13 protein-coding genes are annotated in these 13,744 nt (G+C 71.9%); 11 read left to right on the top strand and 2 right to left on the bottom strand.

Features of this window, described 5'->3' with window-relative positions; genetic code table 11:
• The first annotated feature begins 65 nt into the window (after positions 1 to 65).
• Both lpdA and zapE read left to right on the top strand, forming a co-directional pair.
• Positions 66 to 1,514, top strand: coding sequence for a dihydrolipoyl dehydrogenase (gene lpdA / locus BGO22_RS09565; RefSeq protein WP_286850442.1), 1,449 nt, complete (start codon positions 66 to 68; stop codon positions 1,512 to 1,514).
• 7 nt (positions 1,515 to 1,521) lie between these two features.
• On the top strand, positions 1,522 to 2,619 hold the full coding sequence (gene zapE, locus BGO22_RS09560; protein WP_070400040.1) for a cell division protein ZapE: 1,098 nt from the start codon (positions 1,522 to 1,524) through the stop codon (positions 2,617 to 2,619).
• A 9-nt stretch (positions 2,620 to 2,628) separates the two neighbouring features.
• Here the strand turns inward: zapE and BGO22_RS09555 are convergent, their stop codons facing one another.
• A complete protein-coding gene (locus tag BGO22_RS09555; RefSeq protein WP_070400041.1) occupies positions 2,629 to 3,387 on the bottom strand; it encodes a PP2C family protein-serine/threonine phosphatase in 759 nt (252 codons plus the stop codon).
• A gap of 148 nt (positions 3,388 to 3,535) precedes the next feature.
• On the opposite strand from BGO22_RS09555, the gene BGO22_RS09550 reads away from it, so the two are divergent.
• On the top strand, positions 3,536 to 5,533 hold the full coding sequence (locus BGO22_RS09550; RefSeq protein WP_070400042.1) for an ATP-dependent DNA helicase: 1,998 nt from the start codon (positions 3,536 to 3,538) through the stop codon (positions 5,531 to 5,533).
• On the opposite strand, the gene BGO22_RS09545 is transcribed toward BGO22_RS09550, so the two are convergent.
• On the bottom strand, positions 5,496 to 6,308 hold the full coding sequence (locus BGO22_RS09545) for an outer membrane protein assembly factor BamD (protein ID WP_070400043.1): 813 nt from the start codon (positions 6,306 to 6,308) through the stop codon (positions 5,496 to 5,498). The genes BGO22_RS09550 and BGO22_RS09545 overlap by 38 nt on opposite strands.
• Here BGO22_RS09545 and BGO22_RS09540 point away from each other — a divergent pair.
• The 8 genes from BGO22_RS09540 to BGO22_RS09505 form a co-directional block, all read left to right on the top strand.
• On the top strand, positions 6,307 to 7,344 hold the full coding sequence (locus BGO22_RS09540) for an RluA family pseudouridine synthase (protein WP_070400044.1): 1,038 nt from the start codon (positions 6,307 to 6,309) through the stop codon (positions 7,342 to 7,344). The two genes, BGO22_RS09545 and BGO22_RS09540, sit on opposite strands and share 2 nt — an antisense overlap.
• A gap of 126 nt (positions 7,345 to 7,470) precedes the next feature.
• Positions 7,471 to 8,238 (top strand): SMC-Scp complex subunit ScpB, encoded by a 768-nt coding sequence (gene scpB / locus BGO22_RS09535; RefSeq protein WP_070400045.1) that lies wholly within the window; start codon positions 7,471 to 7,473, stop codon positions 8,236 to 8,238.
• Positions 8,204 to 9,496 carry a 23S rRNA pseudouridine(2605) synthase RluB gene (gene rluB / locus BGO22_RS09530; protein WP_070400046.1) on the top strand — a complete coding sequence of 431 codons (1,293 nt, stop codon included), beginning with the start codon at positions 8,204 to 8,206 and terminating at the stop codon, positions 9,494 to 9,496. The genes scpB and rluB overlap by 35 nt, the downstream gene beginning before the upstream one ends.
• A gap of 79 nt (positions 9,497 to 9,575) precedes the next feature.
• Positions 9,576 to 10,001, top strand: a complete 426-nt coding sequence (gene ndk, locus BGO22_RS09525) for a nucleoside-diphosphate kinase (RefSeq protein ID WP_070400047.1) — start codon at positions 9,576 to 9,578, stop codon at positions 9,999 to 10,001.
• A 7-nt stretch (positions 10,002 to 10,008) separates the two neighbouring features.
• Positions 10,009 to 11,160 carry a dual-specificity RNA methyltransferase RlmN gene (rlmN, locus tag BGO22_RS09520; protein ID WP_070400048.1) on the top strand — a complete coding sequence of 384 codons (1,152 nt, stop codon included), beginning with the start codon at positions 10,009 to 10,011 and terminating at the stop codon, positions 11,158 to 11,160.
• Positions 11,157 to 12,002, top strand: coding sequence for a type IV pilus biogenesis/stability protein PilW (gene pilW / locus BGO22_RS09515; RefSeq protein ID WP_070400049.1), 846 nt, complete (start codon positions 11,157 to 11,159; stop codon positions 12,000 to 12,002). Before rlmN ends, pilW begins: the two co-directional genes overlap by 4 nt.
• Positions 11,995 to 12,945 (top strand): RodZ domain-containing protein, encoded by a 951-nt coding sequence (locus tag BGO22_RS09510; protein ID WP_070400050.1) that lies wholly within the window; start codon positions 11,995 to 11,997, stop codon positions 12,943 to 12,945. Before pilW ends, BGO22_RS09510 begins: the two co-directional genes overlap by 8 nt.
• Before the next feature lie 8 nt (positions 12,946 to 12,953).
• A partial coding sequence (locus BGO22_RS09505; protein ID WP_286850426.1) for a flavodoxin-dependent (E)-4-hydroxy-3-methylbut-2-enyl-diphosphate synthase occupies positions 12,954 to 13,744 on the top strand: 791 nt, incomplete at its 3' end.

Raw genomic sequence — 13,744 nt, 5'->3', positions numbered from 1 at the left:
GGTCGCCATGAAGGAAGCGCTGGAAGACCCCGCGCGCCTGCTGTTCGACATCTGAGGACGAGACGATGAGCCAGCAATTCGACGTCATCGTCATCGGCGGCGGCCCCGGGGGCTACATCGCGGCCATCCGCGCCGCGCAACTGGGCTTCAAGGTCGCCTGCATCGACGAGTGGAAAAACGCCAAGGGCGGCGCCGCCCTGGGCGGCACCTGCACCAACGTGGGCTGCATCCCCTCCAAGGCGCTGCTGCAGTCGTCCGAGCACTACGAGCACGCGGGCAAGCACTTCGCCGAGCACGGCATCGAGGTCAAGGGCCTGAGCCTGGACGTGGGCCAGATGCTCAAGCGCAAGGACCACGTGGTCGAGCAGAACAACAAAGGCATCGAGTTCCTGTTCAAGAAGAACAAGGTGGCCTTCTTCCACGGCCGCGGTTCGTTCGTGAAGGCCGTTCCGCCCGGTGAGGGTGGAACCTCCGGTTCCACGGGTGGCTACGAGATCAAGGCGGGCGAGGAGAGCCTCGTCGGCAAGCAGGTCATCGTGGCCACCGGTTCCAATGCGCGCGCGCTGCCCGGCGCGCCCTTCGACGAGGAGAACATCCTCTCGAACGACGGCGCCCTGCGCGTGGGCGCGGTGCCCAAGAAGCTGGGCCTGATCGGCTCGGGCGTCATTGGCCTGGAAATGGGCTCCGTCTGGCGCCGCCTGGGCGCCGAGGTGACCATCCTCGAAGGCCTGCCCACGTTCCTGGGCGCGGTGGACGAGCAGATCGCCAAGGAGGCCAAGAAGGCCTTCGACAAGCAGGGCCTGAAGATCGAGCTGGGCGTGAAGGTCGGCGAAGTCAAGTCCGGCAAGAAGGGCGTGTCCATCGCCTACACCACCGCCAAGGGCGAGGCGCAGACGCTGGAGGTGGACAAGCTGATCGTCTCCATCGGCCGCGTGCCCAACACCATCGGCCTCAACGCCGAGGGCGTGGGCCTGCAGCTTGACGAGCGCGGCGCCATCGTGGTCGACGGCGACTGCCGCACCAACCTGCCGGGCGTCTGGGCCGTTGGCGACGTGGTGCGCGGCCCCATGCTCGCGCACAAGGCCGAGGAAGAGGGCGTGGCGGTGGCCGAGCGCATCGCGGGCCAGCACGGGCATGTGAACTTCAACACCATCCCCTGGGTGATCTACACCAGCCCCGAGATCGCCTGGGTGGGCGAGACCGAGCAGCAGCTCAAGGCGCGCGGCGCCGCCTACAAGGCCGGCACCTTCCCCTTCATGGCCAACGGCCGCGCGCGCGCGCTGGGCGACACCACCGGCATGGTGAAGTTCCTGGCCGATGCCGCGACCGACGAGATCCTGGGCGTGCACATCGTGGGCCCCATGGCCAGCGAGCTCATCTCGGAGGCCGTGGTGGCGATGGAGTTCAAGGCCAGCAGCGAGGACATCGCGCGCATCTGCCACGCGCACCCCTCGCTGTCGGAGGCGACGAAGGAAGCCGCGCTGGCCGTCGACAAGCGCTCACTGAACTTCTGACACCGCCTTGAGCGTCCGCAGCGCCTACGAGGCCGCGCTCAAGGAGCGCGGCTACACGCCCGATCCGGCCCAACTGCGGGCCGTGGACGCGCTGGAACGCTGCGCGCAGGAGTGGACGCAGTACAAGCAGAAGCGCTCCAACGCGCTGAAGAAGCTCATCCACCGGCCGGACATCCCGCGCGGCGTGTACATGTTCGGCGGGGTGGGGCGCGGCAAGAGCTTCCTCATGGACTGCTTCTTCCACGCCGTGCCGCTCAAGCGCAAGACGCGCCTGCACTTCCACGAGTTCATGCGCGAGGTGCACCGCGAGCTGCGTGACCTGCAGGGCACGCAGAACCCGCTGGACGTGCTGGGCGAGCGCATCTCCCGGCGCTACAAGCTGATCTGCTTCGACGAGTTCCACGTGGCCGACGTGACGGACGCCATGATCCTGCACCGCCTGCTGGACTCGTTGTTCCGCAACGGCGTGGGTTTCGTCACCACCTCGAACTTCCACCCCGACCAGCTGTACCCGCAGGGCTTGCACCGCGACCGCATCCTGCCGGCGATCGAGCTGCTGAAGGAACGGCTGGAGGTGGTGAACGTGGACAACGGCACCGACTACCGCCAGCGCACGCTGACGCACATCGCGCTGTACCACACGCCGCTGGGCCCCGCGGCCGACGCGGCGATGGAAGCCACCTTCAACCAGCTCGCGGAGGTGGGCGACCAGAGCCCGGTGATGGGCATCGAGTCGCGCCAGATCCAGGCCCTGCGCCGCGCGGGCGGGGTGATCTGGTTCGACTTCCGCACCCTGTGTGGCGGACCGCGCTCGCAGAACGATTACCTGGAGATCGCGAGCCAGTTCCACACGGTGCTGCTGTCCAACGTGCCGCAGATGTCGGTGCGCATGGCGTCGGAGGCGCGGCGCTTCACCTGGCTGGTGGACGTGCTCTACGACCGGCACTGCAAGCTCGTGCTGTCGGCGGCCGTGCCGCCCGAGGCGCTGTACCTCGAAGGGCCCCTGTCGCACGAATTCCCGCGCACGGTGTCGCGCCTGACGGAGATGCAGTCGCAGGAGTACCTGGCCCTGCCGCACCGGGTGGTGGACACGGCGCTGACCTGAGCGCGGCGCTCAGATCAAGGGGTCGAGCTTGACGACCACCAGCGAGAGGTTGTCGCCGGTCCCCCGCGCCCGTGTGCGCGCCTTCTGGATCAGGAACTCGCAGGCCTCGCGCGGCGAAAGCATGGCGATGGTGCTGGCCAGCTCCTCGGGCGAAAAGTAGTGCCAGATGCCGTCGCTACAGGCCATCAGCGCGTCGCCCGCGTTCAGTTTGGGCACCGCGTGCAGGTCGATCGGCGGGTCGTTCTCGGTGCCCAGGCAACCCATCAGGATGTTGGCGTGCGGGTGGTCCAGGGCTTCCTGCTCGGTGATCTCGCCCTGGTTGACCAGGGTCTGCACGTAGGAATGGTCCGTCGTGCGGTGCAGCAGCTTGCCCTGGCGGAAGTGGTAGACCCGCGAGTCGCCGGCGTGCACCCAGTGGCTCTCGCCATTGGGCAGCAGCAAGAAGGCCGCCACGGTGCTGTGCGGTTCCTGCTCGGCCGATACCGCCGTCAGCTTGATCACCATGTGCGACTCGTTGACGATCTGCTTGAGCAGGGCGCGCGGGTCGTCGGTTTCGGGGTCGAAGCGGTTGAACAGCTGGCGCGCCGTGAGCATCACCTGGTCCGAGGCCTTGCGGCCGCCGCTGCGCCCACCCATGCCGTCGGCCAGCACGGCCAGCAGGCAGTTGGGGATGCGCGTGTGCTGCATCAGTTCGACCTGGTCCTGCTGGTAGTCGCGGTCACCCTTGTGGATGCCGGTCGATGCCAGGATGCGATAGCCTTTGCTCATATGGATTCGATCGGTTGGAGCGGCGGGGGCGCGGTGGTCGCAATGGTATCCACTAATCCCCGGCCGGCCGGACGGGGAAAGCCCGCGTGAGCCTCGCACGGCCGCCCGATGGGGCCCGCCGCGCGGTGCGCTGCGCGGAGGCGTTCGCATGAGCGAACTCGGCGCCCGCGTGGCGCAGGCACTCGCGCCCGGTGGCGCGCTGGCCCGGACCTGGCCCGGCTGGACCGCGCGCGCGGCGCAGGCCGCCATGGCGCAGGCAGTGGCGCAGACCATCGAGGGCGGGGGCGCGCTGTTGGTCGAGGCCCCGGCGGGCAGCGGCAAGACCCTGGCCTACCTGCTGCCCTGGCTGCTGTCGGGCCGGCGCGCGCTGGTCTCCACCAGCACCCATGTGCTGCAGCGCCAATTGGCCGAGCGAGACCTGCCGCGCCTGGCCAGCGCCACCGGCCAGCCGGTGCGCGTGGCCCTGCTCAAGGGCCGGGGGCGCTACGTCTGCCTGGCGCGCCTGCAGGCGGCGGTGGACCAGGGCCCGCGCGCGGGCGTGCCGGCGGAACACGCCTGGTTGCGTGAACTGCTGGCCTGGGCCGAGCGCGGCGGCGATGGCGACCTCGACCAGGTGGCCGGCACCGACGCCATCGCCGGTCTGCACGGGCGCATCACCTCCACCAGCGAGAACTGCGCGCGCCAGGCCTGCCCGCGCTGGGCCGATTGCCACGTGGAGCGCGCGCGCCGCGCCGCGCAGGCGGCCGACGTGGTGGTCATCAATCACCACCTGTGGCTGGCCGAGCTGCAGCGCCATCGCCTGGGCCGCCCGCGCCTGCTGCCAGAGGTGGACGTGGTGGTGTTCGACGAGGCGCATGCCCTGCACGGGCTGCGCGCGCAACTGGGCGCCGAGGCCTTCGACCAGGCGGCGCTGCAGCGCCTGTGGGCCGATCTCGCCGCGCTGGCCGAGGGCCCGCTGCGCGGCCTGCAGGCCTGGCGGCTGCTCGCGCACGACGGGCAATCGGCCACGCGCGCGCTGGCCCAGGCGCTGGCGGCGCTGCCGCCGCGCGAAGGCCGGCAGGCCTGGCCCCTGGGCGATCGCCTGGCGCCCTGGCGGCTGGCCCACGCCGTCGCCGCCGCGCAGGCCGCGCTCACGGCCAGCGGCGAGGCCGATCCACGCCCGCGCCGCCTGCTGGAGCGCACCCGCTCGATGGCGCAGGTGCTGCACACGCTGCTGAGCAGCGAGGACCCGTCGGCGGTCTGGCTCGATTGGCGTTCGCCCGAGGACTGGACCTGCCTGCGGCCGGCGACGCAGGGCCAGGACGCGGCCGCGCTGGCCCTGGCCACCGCGGCGCCGCTGGGCGCGCGCTGCGTGGTACACGCCTCGGCCACGCTGGGCCTGGACGACGCCCTGGGCTGGCACCGCCAGGCCCTGGCGGTGGATGCCGCCTGGTCGCCGCGCGCGCTGCGCCTGGTGGCGGGGGACCAAGACCCCAGCGCCGCCGCGCTGTTCGTGCCCGATGACCTGCCCGAGCCCGCCGAGGCCACGCACGCGCAGGCCCTGGCCGAGCGCATCGTTCCCTGGATCGCGCGGCTGGGCGGCCGCTGCCTGGTGCTGGCCACCACGCGGCGCGCGGCGCAGCGGATCGCGCAGGCCCTGCAGGCGCGCGCCCGGCCGGGCTGGCGGGTGTGGCTGGTGGGCGAGCGCCCCACGCACGCCGCGCTGGAGGCCCTGCGCCGCGCGGGCGGTGCGGCGCCCACGGTGGTGGTGGCCAGCGGCGCGCTGTGGCAGGGCATCGACGTGCCGGGCGAGGCCCTGCAGCTGCTGGTGATCGACAAGCTGCCGTTTGCGCCGCCCGACGACCCCTGGCTGCGGCAGCGCCTGGCGCGCGCGCAGGCGCTGGGCGCCGACCCGTTCAGCGAGGTGCAACTGGCCGACGCGGCGATGGCCTTGCGGCAGGGGGTGGGGCGCCTGATCCGCCGCGCGGGCGATCGGGGCCTGATCGTGATCGGCGACGTGCGCCTGCGCCGGCGCGCCTACGGACCGGCGCTGCTGGCGGCGCTGCCGCCCAGCCGCTGGCTGGACACGGAGGGGGAGGTGGACGCGTGGCTGGGCGAACTGGCGGCGCTCACCAGAGCTTCCACCACGGATCGCTCGACTTCTTGAAGCCGTGCTCGACGTACTCGCTGTTCGGGTAGCTCGCGCGCATCACGCGCGCGGCGTCGTCGCGCAGCTGGGTCATGCCCAGGGCGTCGTAGGACTGCACGAGGATGTACAGCGCCTCTTCGAGCGCGGGTGCGTCGGTGTAATCGGTCAGCGCCGACTGCGCGCGGTTGATGGCCGCCAGGTAGGCGCCCCGGCCGAAGTAATAGCGCGCTACGTGCACCTCGTACTGCGCGAGCGAGTTCACGATGTAGCGCATGCGCGCCACCGCGTCCGGCGTGTAGCGCGACTGGGGAAAGCGCGTGCTCAGCTCTCGGAAGGCTTCGTAGGATTCCTTGGCCGCCTTCTGGTCGCGCTCGGACAGGTCCTGGCGCGCCAGCGAGCCGAAGAGACCCAGGTTGTCGTTGAAGTTGACCAGGCCTTTGAGGTAGAGCGCGTAGTCGAACGCGGGGCTGGCCGGGTGCAGGCGCATGAAGCGGTCCAGCGTGGCCAGGGCCTGCGCGGGCTCGTCGCCGCGGTACTGGGTGTAGGCCTTGTCGAGCTGGGCCTGCTGCGCCAGCGGCGTACCGGCGGCGCGGCCTTCGAGCTTTTCGAACAGGGTGACGGCGCGCGCGTAGTTGCCGGCGTCGCGCTCGTCCGTGGCCTCGCTGTAGAGGCGGTTGGGGCTCCAGCCAATGGTCTCATCGACCGGGGTCGTGCTGCAGCCCTGCAGCAGCAGCGCCAGGGCGACGGCGGCCAGGGACGGGGCCGATAATCCACGGCTCAACTTCAAGGGCATGGCGCTGGAACAGGACTCGTTGAACGAAGCGGACAGTATATCGGCCGGGGGTGTGGCGCCCGAGGGCGAGCCCTGGGACGAACAGGCCGAGCAGCGCCGCCACGAGGTCCCCGCCGGGCTACACGGCTGGCGGTTGGACCGTGCGCTGGCCGCGCTGGTGCCCGAGTTCTCCCGCTCCTACCTGCAGCAGCTGCTGGCCGACGGCGGCGTGCTCTGGCGCGAGCGCGCCTGCACCAAGGCCGCCACGCGCGTGTCGGCGGGCGACACGGTGGTGGTCACGTTGCGGCCCACGCCGCAGGCGCGCGCCTTCGTGGCCGAGCCCATGGCGCTGGACCTGGTGTTCGAGGACGAGCACCTGCTGGTCATCGACAAGCCCGCCGGCCTGGTGGTGCACCCGGCGGCCGGGCACTGGGGCGGCACGCTGCTCAACGGCCTGCTCGCGCACCACGCGGGCGCCGCCGCGCTGCCGCGCGCGGGCATCGTGCACCGGCTCGACAAGGACACCTCGGGTCTGATGATGGTCGCCAAGTCGCGCCCCGCCATGCAGGCGCTGGTGAGCGCCATCGCGGCCCGCGAGGTGGGGCGCCAGTACCTGGCCATCGCGCACGGCGCCTGGCGCCACGAGGGCCTGCGCACGGTGCACGAGCCCATCGGTCGCGACCCCCGCAACCGCCTGCGCATGGCGGTGGTGGGCGAGGGCGCGGGCAAGCCGGCGCAGAGCGATTTCCTTGCCCTCGACCGCTGCGCTGAGGCCATGCTGGTGGCCTGCAAGCTGCACACCGGGCGCACGCACCAGATCCGCGTGCACATGGCCTGGCTGGGCCATCCGCTGGTGGGCGACACGCTGTACGGCGGCCGGCCGCTCTGGGGCCTGCAGCGCCAGGCGCTGCACGCGGCGTCCCTGCGCCTGTCGCACCCGGTTTCCGGGGCGCCGCTGGCCTTCTGGCGCGACCCGCCCGAGGACCTGTCGGCCGCCTTGGCCGCCGGGGGGCTCCGGTACAATCCGCCCCCTGCCGGCCAGGGCCTGATCGACTGATCCGCCCGCATCGGCGGACGCTTCTTTCGCGGCCCGTGCCGCGGCCCATGCCCGGGACCTCTTCCCCGGCCCCGCCCACCCAGAGCCCATTCTTCGCGGCCCCGGCGCCGAGCGACCAAGACCATCATGAACACCACGGATGCCAAGCGTGTCCTCGAGACGGCCCTCATCTGTGCCGCGCAGCCGATGACGCTGCGCGAACTCTCGGTGCTGTTCGACGGCGAACTCGCCAATGACACCCTCAAGACCCTGCTGGGCGAGCTGCAGCTCGAATGGACCGGGCGCGGCGTGGAATTGGTGCCCGTGGCCAGCGGCTGGCGCTTCCAGAGCCGGCCCGAGATGCGCCACTACCTGGACCGCCTGCACCCCGAGAAGCCGCCGCGCTACTCGCGCGCTACGCTGGAGACGCTGGCCATCATCGCCTACCGCCAGCCCGTGACGCGCGGCGACATGGAGGACATCCGAGGCGTCACCATCAACTCGCTGATCCTCAAGCAGCTGGAGGACCGCGGCTGGGTCGAGGTGATCGGCCACCGCGAGACGGTGGGCCGTCCGGCGCTGTTCGCCACCACCCGCCAGTTCCTCGACGACCTGGGCCTGAGCTCGCTCGACCAGCTGCCGCCGCTGGAGGCCAGCGGGGTGCAGGAGTCCTCGCTGGGCTCGCTCGATTTCGAGAGCCTGGCGGCGCAGCTGCCGGCCGAGGCGGGCGAGGGCGGCGAGGCCGCTGGCGATGCCGCGGCCGAGCCTGCCGCCGAAACACCGGCCGAGCCGCCCGCCGAACCCTCGGCCGACGACACCGCCACCCTGGCCGAGGGCGAACCGCCCGCGGCCGACGAACCCGCCCCCGAGGACGATCCCGATGAGCCCGGCCACCCCACGCAAACCCCGGCCTGATCGGCCCAGCGCCGCCGGCAAGCCCCGGTCCGATCGGCCGCGCGCCAGCCAGCCGCGCTCCGAAGCGGCGCGCGTCGGCAAGCCGCGCACCGAGCGCCCCCGGCGCGCGGACGCACCCGCGGCCGACGCCGACGCCCTGCGCTTCGACGAGGTCGTCAGCGGCGCCTTCGACGAGGCCCAGTCGCACGCCCCCGAGGCGCCCACCGAGCCGGCCAAGCGCGTGCTCGCGCCCGAGGCCGAATCGCCCAAGCTGCACAAGGTGCTGGCCCAGGCCGGCCTGGGCTCGCGGCTCGAGATGGAGCAGCTCATCGTGCAGGGCCGCCTCTCGGTCAACGGCGAGCCCGCCCACGTCGGCCAACGCATCCAGCACGGCGACCAGATCCGCCTGGATGGCAAGCCCCTGCGCGTGCGCCTGCAGCCGCCAGCACCGCGCGTGCTGGCTTACCACAAGCCGGCTGGCGAGGTCGTCACCCACGATGACCCGCAGAACCGCCCCACGGTGTTCCGCCGCCTGCCGCGCCTGCACCAGGGCAAATGGCAGTCGGTGGGGCGGCTCGACCTCAACACCGAGGGCCTGCTGCTGTTCACCAACGCCGGCGAACTGGCCAACCGCCTGATGCACCCGCGCTTCGGCCTGCAGCGCGAGTACGCCGTGCGCGTGCTCGGCGCCATCTCCAACGAAGAGCGGCAGCGGCTGCTGGACGGCGTCCAGCTGGAAGACGGCATGGCGCAGTTCCAGTCCATCGAGGACGGGGGCGGCGAGGGCGCCAACTGCTGGTACCGCGTCACCATCGGCGAAGGCCGCAACCGCGAGGTGCGCCGCCTGTTCGAGGCCGTGGGCCATGCCGTGAGCCGGCTCATCCGCATCCGCTACGGGGCCGTGGTGCTGCCGCGCGGCCTGCCGCGCGGGGCCTGGATCGAACTGGGCGAGCGCGACGTGCAGCGCCTGGGCCAGGCGGCCGGCCTGGCCGATGCCCCGCCCCGGGGCCCGCGCGGCGACGCCCCGGCCCCAGCCAGCGCGCGCCGTCGCCAGGGGCCGGGCCCCAAATCGCCGCCGCCCAAGCCGTCCGCGCCGCGCCGCGCCGAGGGCGCCGCGGCCCGCGGTCGAAGCGCCGGCGGCCAGCCCGATCCCATGAAGACCAGCCAGGGCTACATCGGCCACGACGCGGTGCAGCGCCAGCGCCGCCAGGGCGGCAAAGCCCCGGGCAAAGGCATCGGCAAACCCCCCCGTCCACAGGGGCGCCGCCCCAGGGGTTGACACTTCCGCCATGTAGAATGGCGGGCTTTGCGGACCACGGGTCCGCTGCTCCGATCGCTCTCAAAACTTCAGGAAACCCATGGCCATCGAACGCACCCTCTCGATCATCAAACCCGACGCCGTCGCCAAGAACGTCATCGGCCAGATTTACGCCCGTTTCGAGGCCGCCGGCCTGAAGGTCGTGGCCGCCAAGATGGCCCACCTGTCGCGCCGCGAAGCCGAGCAGTTCTACGCCGTGCACAGCGCGCGCCCCTTCTTCAAGGACCTGGTCGAGTTCATGATCAGCGGCCCGGTGATGATCCAGGTGCTCGAAGGCGAGGGCGCCATCCTCAAGAACCGCGACCTGATGGGCGCCACCGACCCGAAGAAGGCCGCCGCCGGCACCATCCGCGCCGATTTCGCCGACAGCATCGACGCCAACGCGGTGCACGGCTCCGACGCGCCCGAGACGGCCGCCGTGGAAGTGGGTTTCTTCTTCCCCGGCATGAACGTCTACTCGCGTTGACCATGTCATGACGGTCAACCTGCTCGACTTCGATCTCGAGGGGCTGGCCGCCTTCTGCGAAGGCCTGGGCGAAAAGCGCTTCCGCGCCGTCCAGCTGTTTCGCTGGATCCACCAGCGCGGTGCGTCCGATTTCTCCCAGATGACCGACCTCGCGCGCAGCCTGCGCGAGAAGCTGCCCGGCGTGGCGCGCGTCGAAGGCCTGCGCGTGCTCTCGCGCCAGGACTCGACCGACGGCACCATCAAGTGGCTGTTCGACGTCGGTGACGGCAACGCCGTCGAGACCGTGTTCATCCCCGAGGACGACCGCGGCACGCTGTGCGTGTCCTCGCAGGCAGGCTGCGCCGTGGGCTGCCGCTTCTGCTCCACCGGGCACCAGGGCTTCTCGCGCAACCTCACCACCGGCGAGATCCTGGCCCAGCTCTGGCACGCCGAGTTCTTCCTGCGCGTGTTTCTCAACCGCCCCGGGGAACGCGTGATCACCAACGTGGTCATGATGGGCATGGGAGAGCCGCTGCAGAACTACCACGCGCTGGTGCCCGCGCTCAAGACCATGCTCGACGACCACGCCTATGGCCTGTCGCGCCGGCGCGTGACGGTCTCCACCTCGGGCGTGGTGCCCATGATCGACCGCCTGGCGCAGGACTGCCCGGTGGCTTTGGCCGTGTCGCTGCACGCGCCCTTCGATCCGCTGCGCGACGACCTGGTGCCGCTGAACCGCAAATACCCCATCGCCGAGTTGCTCGACGCCTGCCTGCGCTACCTGCCGGCCGCGCCGCGCGACTTCATCACCTTCGAGTACTGCATGCTCGACGGTGTGAACGACCAGCCCGAGCACGCGCAGGCCCTGCTCACGCTGCTGCGCGGGCACGCCGGCCGTGGCGTGCCGGCCAAGCTCAACCTCATTCCCTTCAACCCCTTCCCCGATTCGGGCCTGCGCTGCTCGCCGCGCGCCGCGGTGCAGCGCTTTGGCCAGGCGCTCAACGAAGGCGGCATCGTCACCACGATCCGCAAGACGCGCGGCGACGACATCGACGCCGCCTGCGGCCAGCTCGCCGGCGACGTGCTGGACCGCACCGACGCCGCGCGCCGCATGGCGCGCCGCCGCGAATCGGTGCAGCCCATCCGTTTGATGACCAAGGAAAAGGAAAGGCAGGCATGACCTCCGTCGCGAACCGACCGCCGCGCAGCCGAACCGTTCAAACCCTGTGGCTTTTATCCATGGTGCTGGCGCTGGCGTGGTTGGCCGGTTGCGCCTCCTCGCAGGCGCCGCGCGTGTCGGCCTCGCCCACGCCGGGCGTGGAGCCCATCACCGCGTCCGACGAGCCGCCGGCGGTGCGCCGCGCGCGCATCCGCTACGAGCTGGCCGCCAGCTACTACGAGCAGGGCCAGACCACCGTCGCGCTCGACGAGATCAAGCTGTCGCTGCAGGCCGACCCGAACTACGCGCCGGCCTACATCCTGCGCGGCCTGGTCTATATGCGCCTGAACGACGTGGCGCTGGCCGAGGAGAGCTTCCGCCGCGCGCTGCAGATCAACCCGCGCGACGCGCAGGCCCTGCACAGCTACGGCTTGTTCGCCTGCGAGCAGGCCCGCTATGTGCAGGCCGACGAGATGTTCAACCAGGCCCTGGCCGTGCCGACCTACGGCGGGCGCTCGCGCACCTGGCTGGTTCAGGGCGTCTGCCAGATCCGCGCGGGCAAGCTGCAGGACGCCGAGGCCACGCTCGCGCGCGCCTACGAGTTCGACCCGAGCAACCCGATCGCCGCCTACAACCTGGCCAGTCTCAAGCACCGCCGGGGCGATAACCAGGGGGCGCAGTTCATCATCCGCCGCGTCAACAACTCCGAGCTCGCCAACGCCGAAACGCTGTGGCTTGGCGTGAAGGTCGAGCGCCAGCTCAACAACGACGTGGCGGCGGCGCAGCTCGCCCAGCAGCTGGGCCGGCGTTTTCCACAGTCGCCCCAGTGGGCGGCGTACCAACGGGGGGCATTCAATGAGTGAGTTGGGGGAGCAGACCCTCGAATCGGCACCGGCGGCGAGCCGGCCGGTGCGTTTGAGCGAGGCCCGCGAGGCCGCGGGACTGCACATCGCGGCGCTGGCCGCCGCGCTCAAGGTGCCTGTGCGCAAGCTGGAGGCCCTGGAGGCCGGCCGCTACGAGGAACTGCCCGACCTGACCTTCGCGCGCGCCCTGGCCTCCAGCGCCTGCCGCCAGCTGCGGATCGACCCGGCGCCGGTGCTGGAGCAGATCCCGCTGAACCCCAAGCCCGCGCTGCGCGACAGCGACAGCACCATCAACGCGCCCTTCAAGCCCGCGAGCGAGGCGCCCGCCGCCAGCCCGCTGACCTGGCTGTCGCGCCCCGCGCTGCTGGGCGCCATCGCCCTGCTGCTGGCGGCGCTGGTGGTCATGTTCCTGCCCGACATGGAACCCGCGGACGTGGTGCAGGGCGCGCCCGACACCGCCCAGGAGGCCGCCGCGCCCGCGGCCCCCGCCGCCGCGCCAGGGCTGCCGATCTTCCAGCCGTCCGAGGCCACGCCAGGCGCGCCCAGCGCGCCCGCGGGCGAGGAAACCACCGGCCCGGCCGACACCGGGGCGGCCGCGCCGCCCACCCCTTCGCCTGCGGCCGCGGGCGCGGCGCCCACCGCACCCACCAGTGCCGCGGCACCCACCGTCACCCCCGAGGCGCCGGCCGTGGCCACGCCCCCGGGCGGCGCCGTGCTGCAGATCGAGGCCAGTGGCGAGTCCTGGGCCGAGGTGGTGAACGGCACCGGCACCGTGGTGCTGCAGCGGCTGCTGCAGCGCGGCGAGCGCGTCGAGTTCTCGGCCGCGCCGCCATACGCGGTGACCATCGGCAAGGCCAGCGCGGTGCAGGTCAAGCTGCGCGGCCGCGCCTACGACGTCGCCAGCGTCGCGCGCAACGACGTCGCGCGCTTCGACGCCAAGTGAGTTCCCGCATGTCCGACGGCCCGATTCCCCTGCCCGAAGCCCCGCGCCGGCGCACCCGCCAGGGCGTGGTGCGCTGGGGCGATCACGGCGTGTCCATCGGCGGCGACGCCCCGGTGCGCGTGCAGTCGATGACCAACACCGACACGGCCGACGCCATCGCCACCGCCATCCAGGTGAAGGAGCTGGCCCAGGCCGGCTCCGAGCTCGTGCGCATCACCGTCAACAACGACGAGGCCGCGAAGGCCGTGCCGCACATCCGCGAGCAGCTCGACCGCATGGGCATCAGCGTGCCCCTGATCGGCGACTTCCACTACAACGGCCACCGCCTGCTCAGCGACCACCCGGCCTGCGCCGAGGCCTTGTCCAAGTACCGCATCAACCCCGGCAACGTGGGGCGCGGCGAGAAGGGCGACCGCCAGTTCGCGCAGATGGTCGAGATCGCCGCGCGCCACGGCAAGCACATCCGCATCGGCGTGAACTGGGGCAGCCTCGACCAGGACCTGCTCGCGCGCCTGATGGACGAGAACCACGCGCGCGCCCAGCCCTGGGACGCCAAGCAGGTGATGTACGAGGCGCTCATCACCTCGGCCATCTCGTCCGCCGAGCGCGCCGAGGCCATCGGCCTGCCGGGCGAGAACATCGTGCTGTCCTGCAAGGTCAGCGCGGTGCAGGACCTGATCGCCGTCTACCAGGCGCTGGCGCAGCGCTGCGACTACCCCCTGCACCTGGGCCTCACCGAGGCCGGCATGGGCACCAAGGGCGCGGTGGCCTCCACCGCCGCGCTGTCGGTGCTGCTGCA

It is taken from the genome of Hydrogenophaga sp. 70-12, from assembly GCF_001897365.1.
GTDB lineage: Bacteria > Pseudomonadota > Gammaproteobacteria > Burkholderiales > Burkholderiaceae_C > Hydrogenophaga > Hydrogenophaga borbori.
Note: the sequence above shows the minus strand (reverse complement) of the source record. Positions and strands in the feature narration are given on the sequence as shown.

Excerpts from the sequence above, each read along its gene's own strand:
- lpdA (WP_286850442.1), top strand. The coding sequence starts at position 66 with ATGAGCCAGCAATTCGACGTCATCGTCATCGGCGGCGGCCCCGGGGGC.
- BGO22_RS09555 (WP_070400041.1), bottom strand. The coding sequence starts at position 3,387 with ATGAGCAAAGGCTATCGCATCCTGGCATCGACCGGCATCCACAAGGGT.
- BGO22_RS09550 (WP_070400042.1), top strand. The coding sequence starts at position 3,536 with ATGAGCGAACTCGGCGCCCGCGTGGCGCAGGCACTCGCGCCCGGTGGC.
- BGO22_RS09540 (WP_070400044.1), top strand. The coding sequence starts at position 6,307 with ATGGCGCTGGAACAGGACTCGTTGAACGAAGCGGACAGTATATCGGCC.
- BGO22_RS09545 (WP_070400043.1), bottom strand. The coding sequence starts at position 6,308 with ATGCCCTTGAAGTTGAGCCGTGGATTATCGGCCCCGTCCCTGGCCGCC.
- scpB (WP_070400045.1), top strand. The coding sequence starts at position 7,471 with ATGAACACCACGGATGCCAAGCGTGTCCTCGAGACGGCCCTCATCTGT.
- rluB (WP_070400046.1), top strand. The coding sequence starts at position 8,204 with ATGAGCCCGGCCACCCCACGCAAACCCCGGCCTGATCGGCCCAGCGCC.
- ndk (WP_070400047.1), top strand. The coding sequence starts at position 9,576 with ATGGCCATCGAACGCACCCTCTCGATCATCAAACCCGACGCCGTCGCC.
- rlmN (WP_070400048.1), top strand. The coding sequence starts at position 10,009 with ATGACGGTCAACCTGCTCGACTTCGATCTCGAGGGGCTGGCCGCCTTC.
- pilW (WP_070400049.1), top strand. The coding sequence starts at position 11,157 with ATGACCTCCGTCGCGAACCGACCGCCGCGCAGCCGAACCGTTCAAACC.
- BGO22_RS09510 (WP_070400050.1), top strand. The coding sequence starts at position 11,995 with ATGAGTGAGTTGGGGGAGCAGACCCTCGAATCGGCACCGGCGGCGAGC.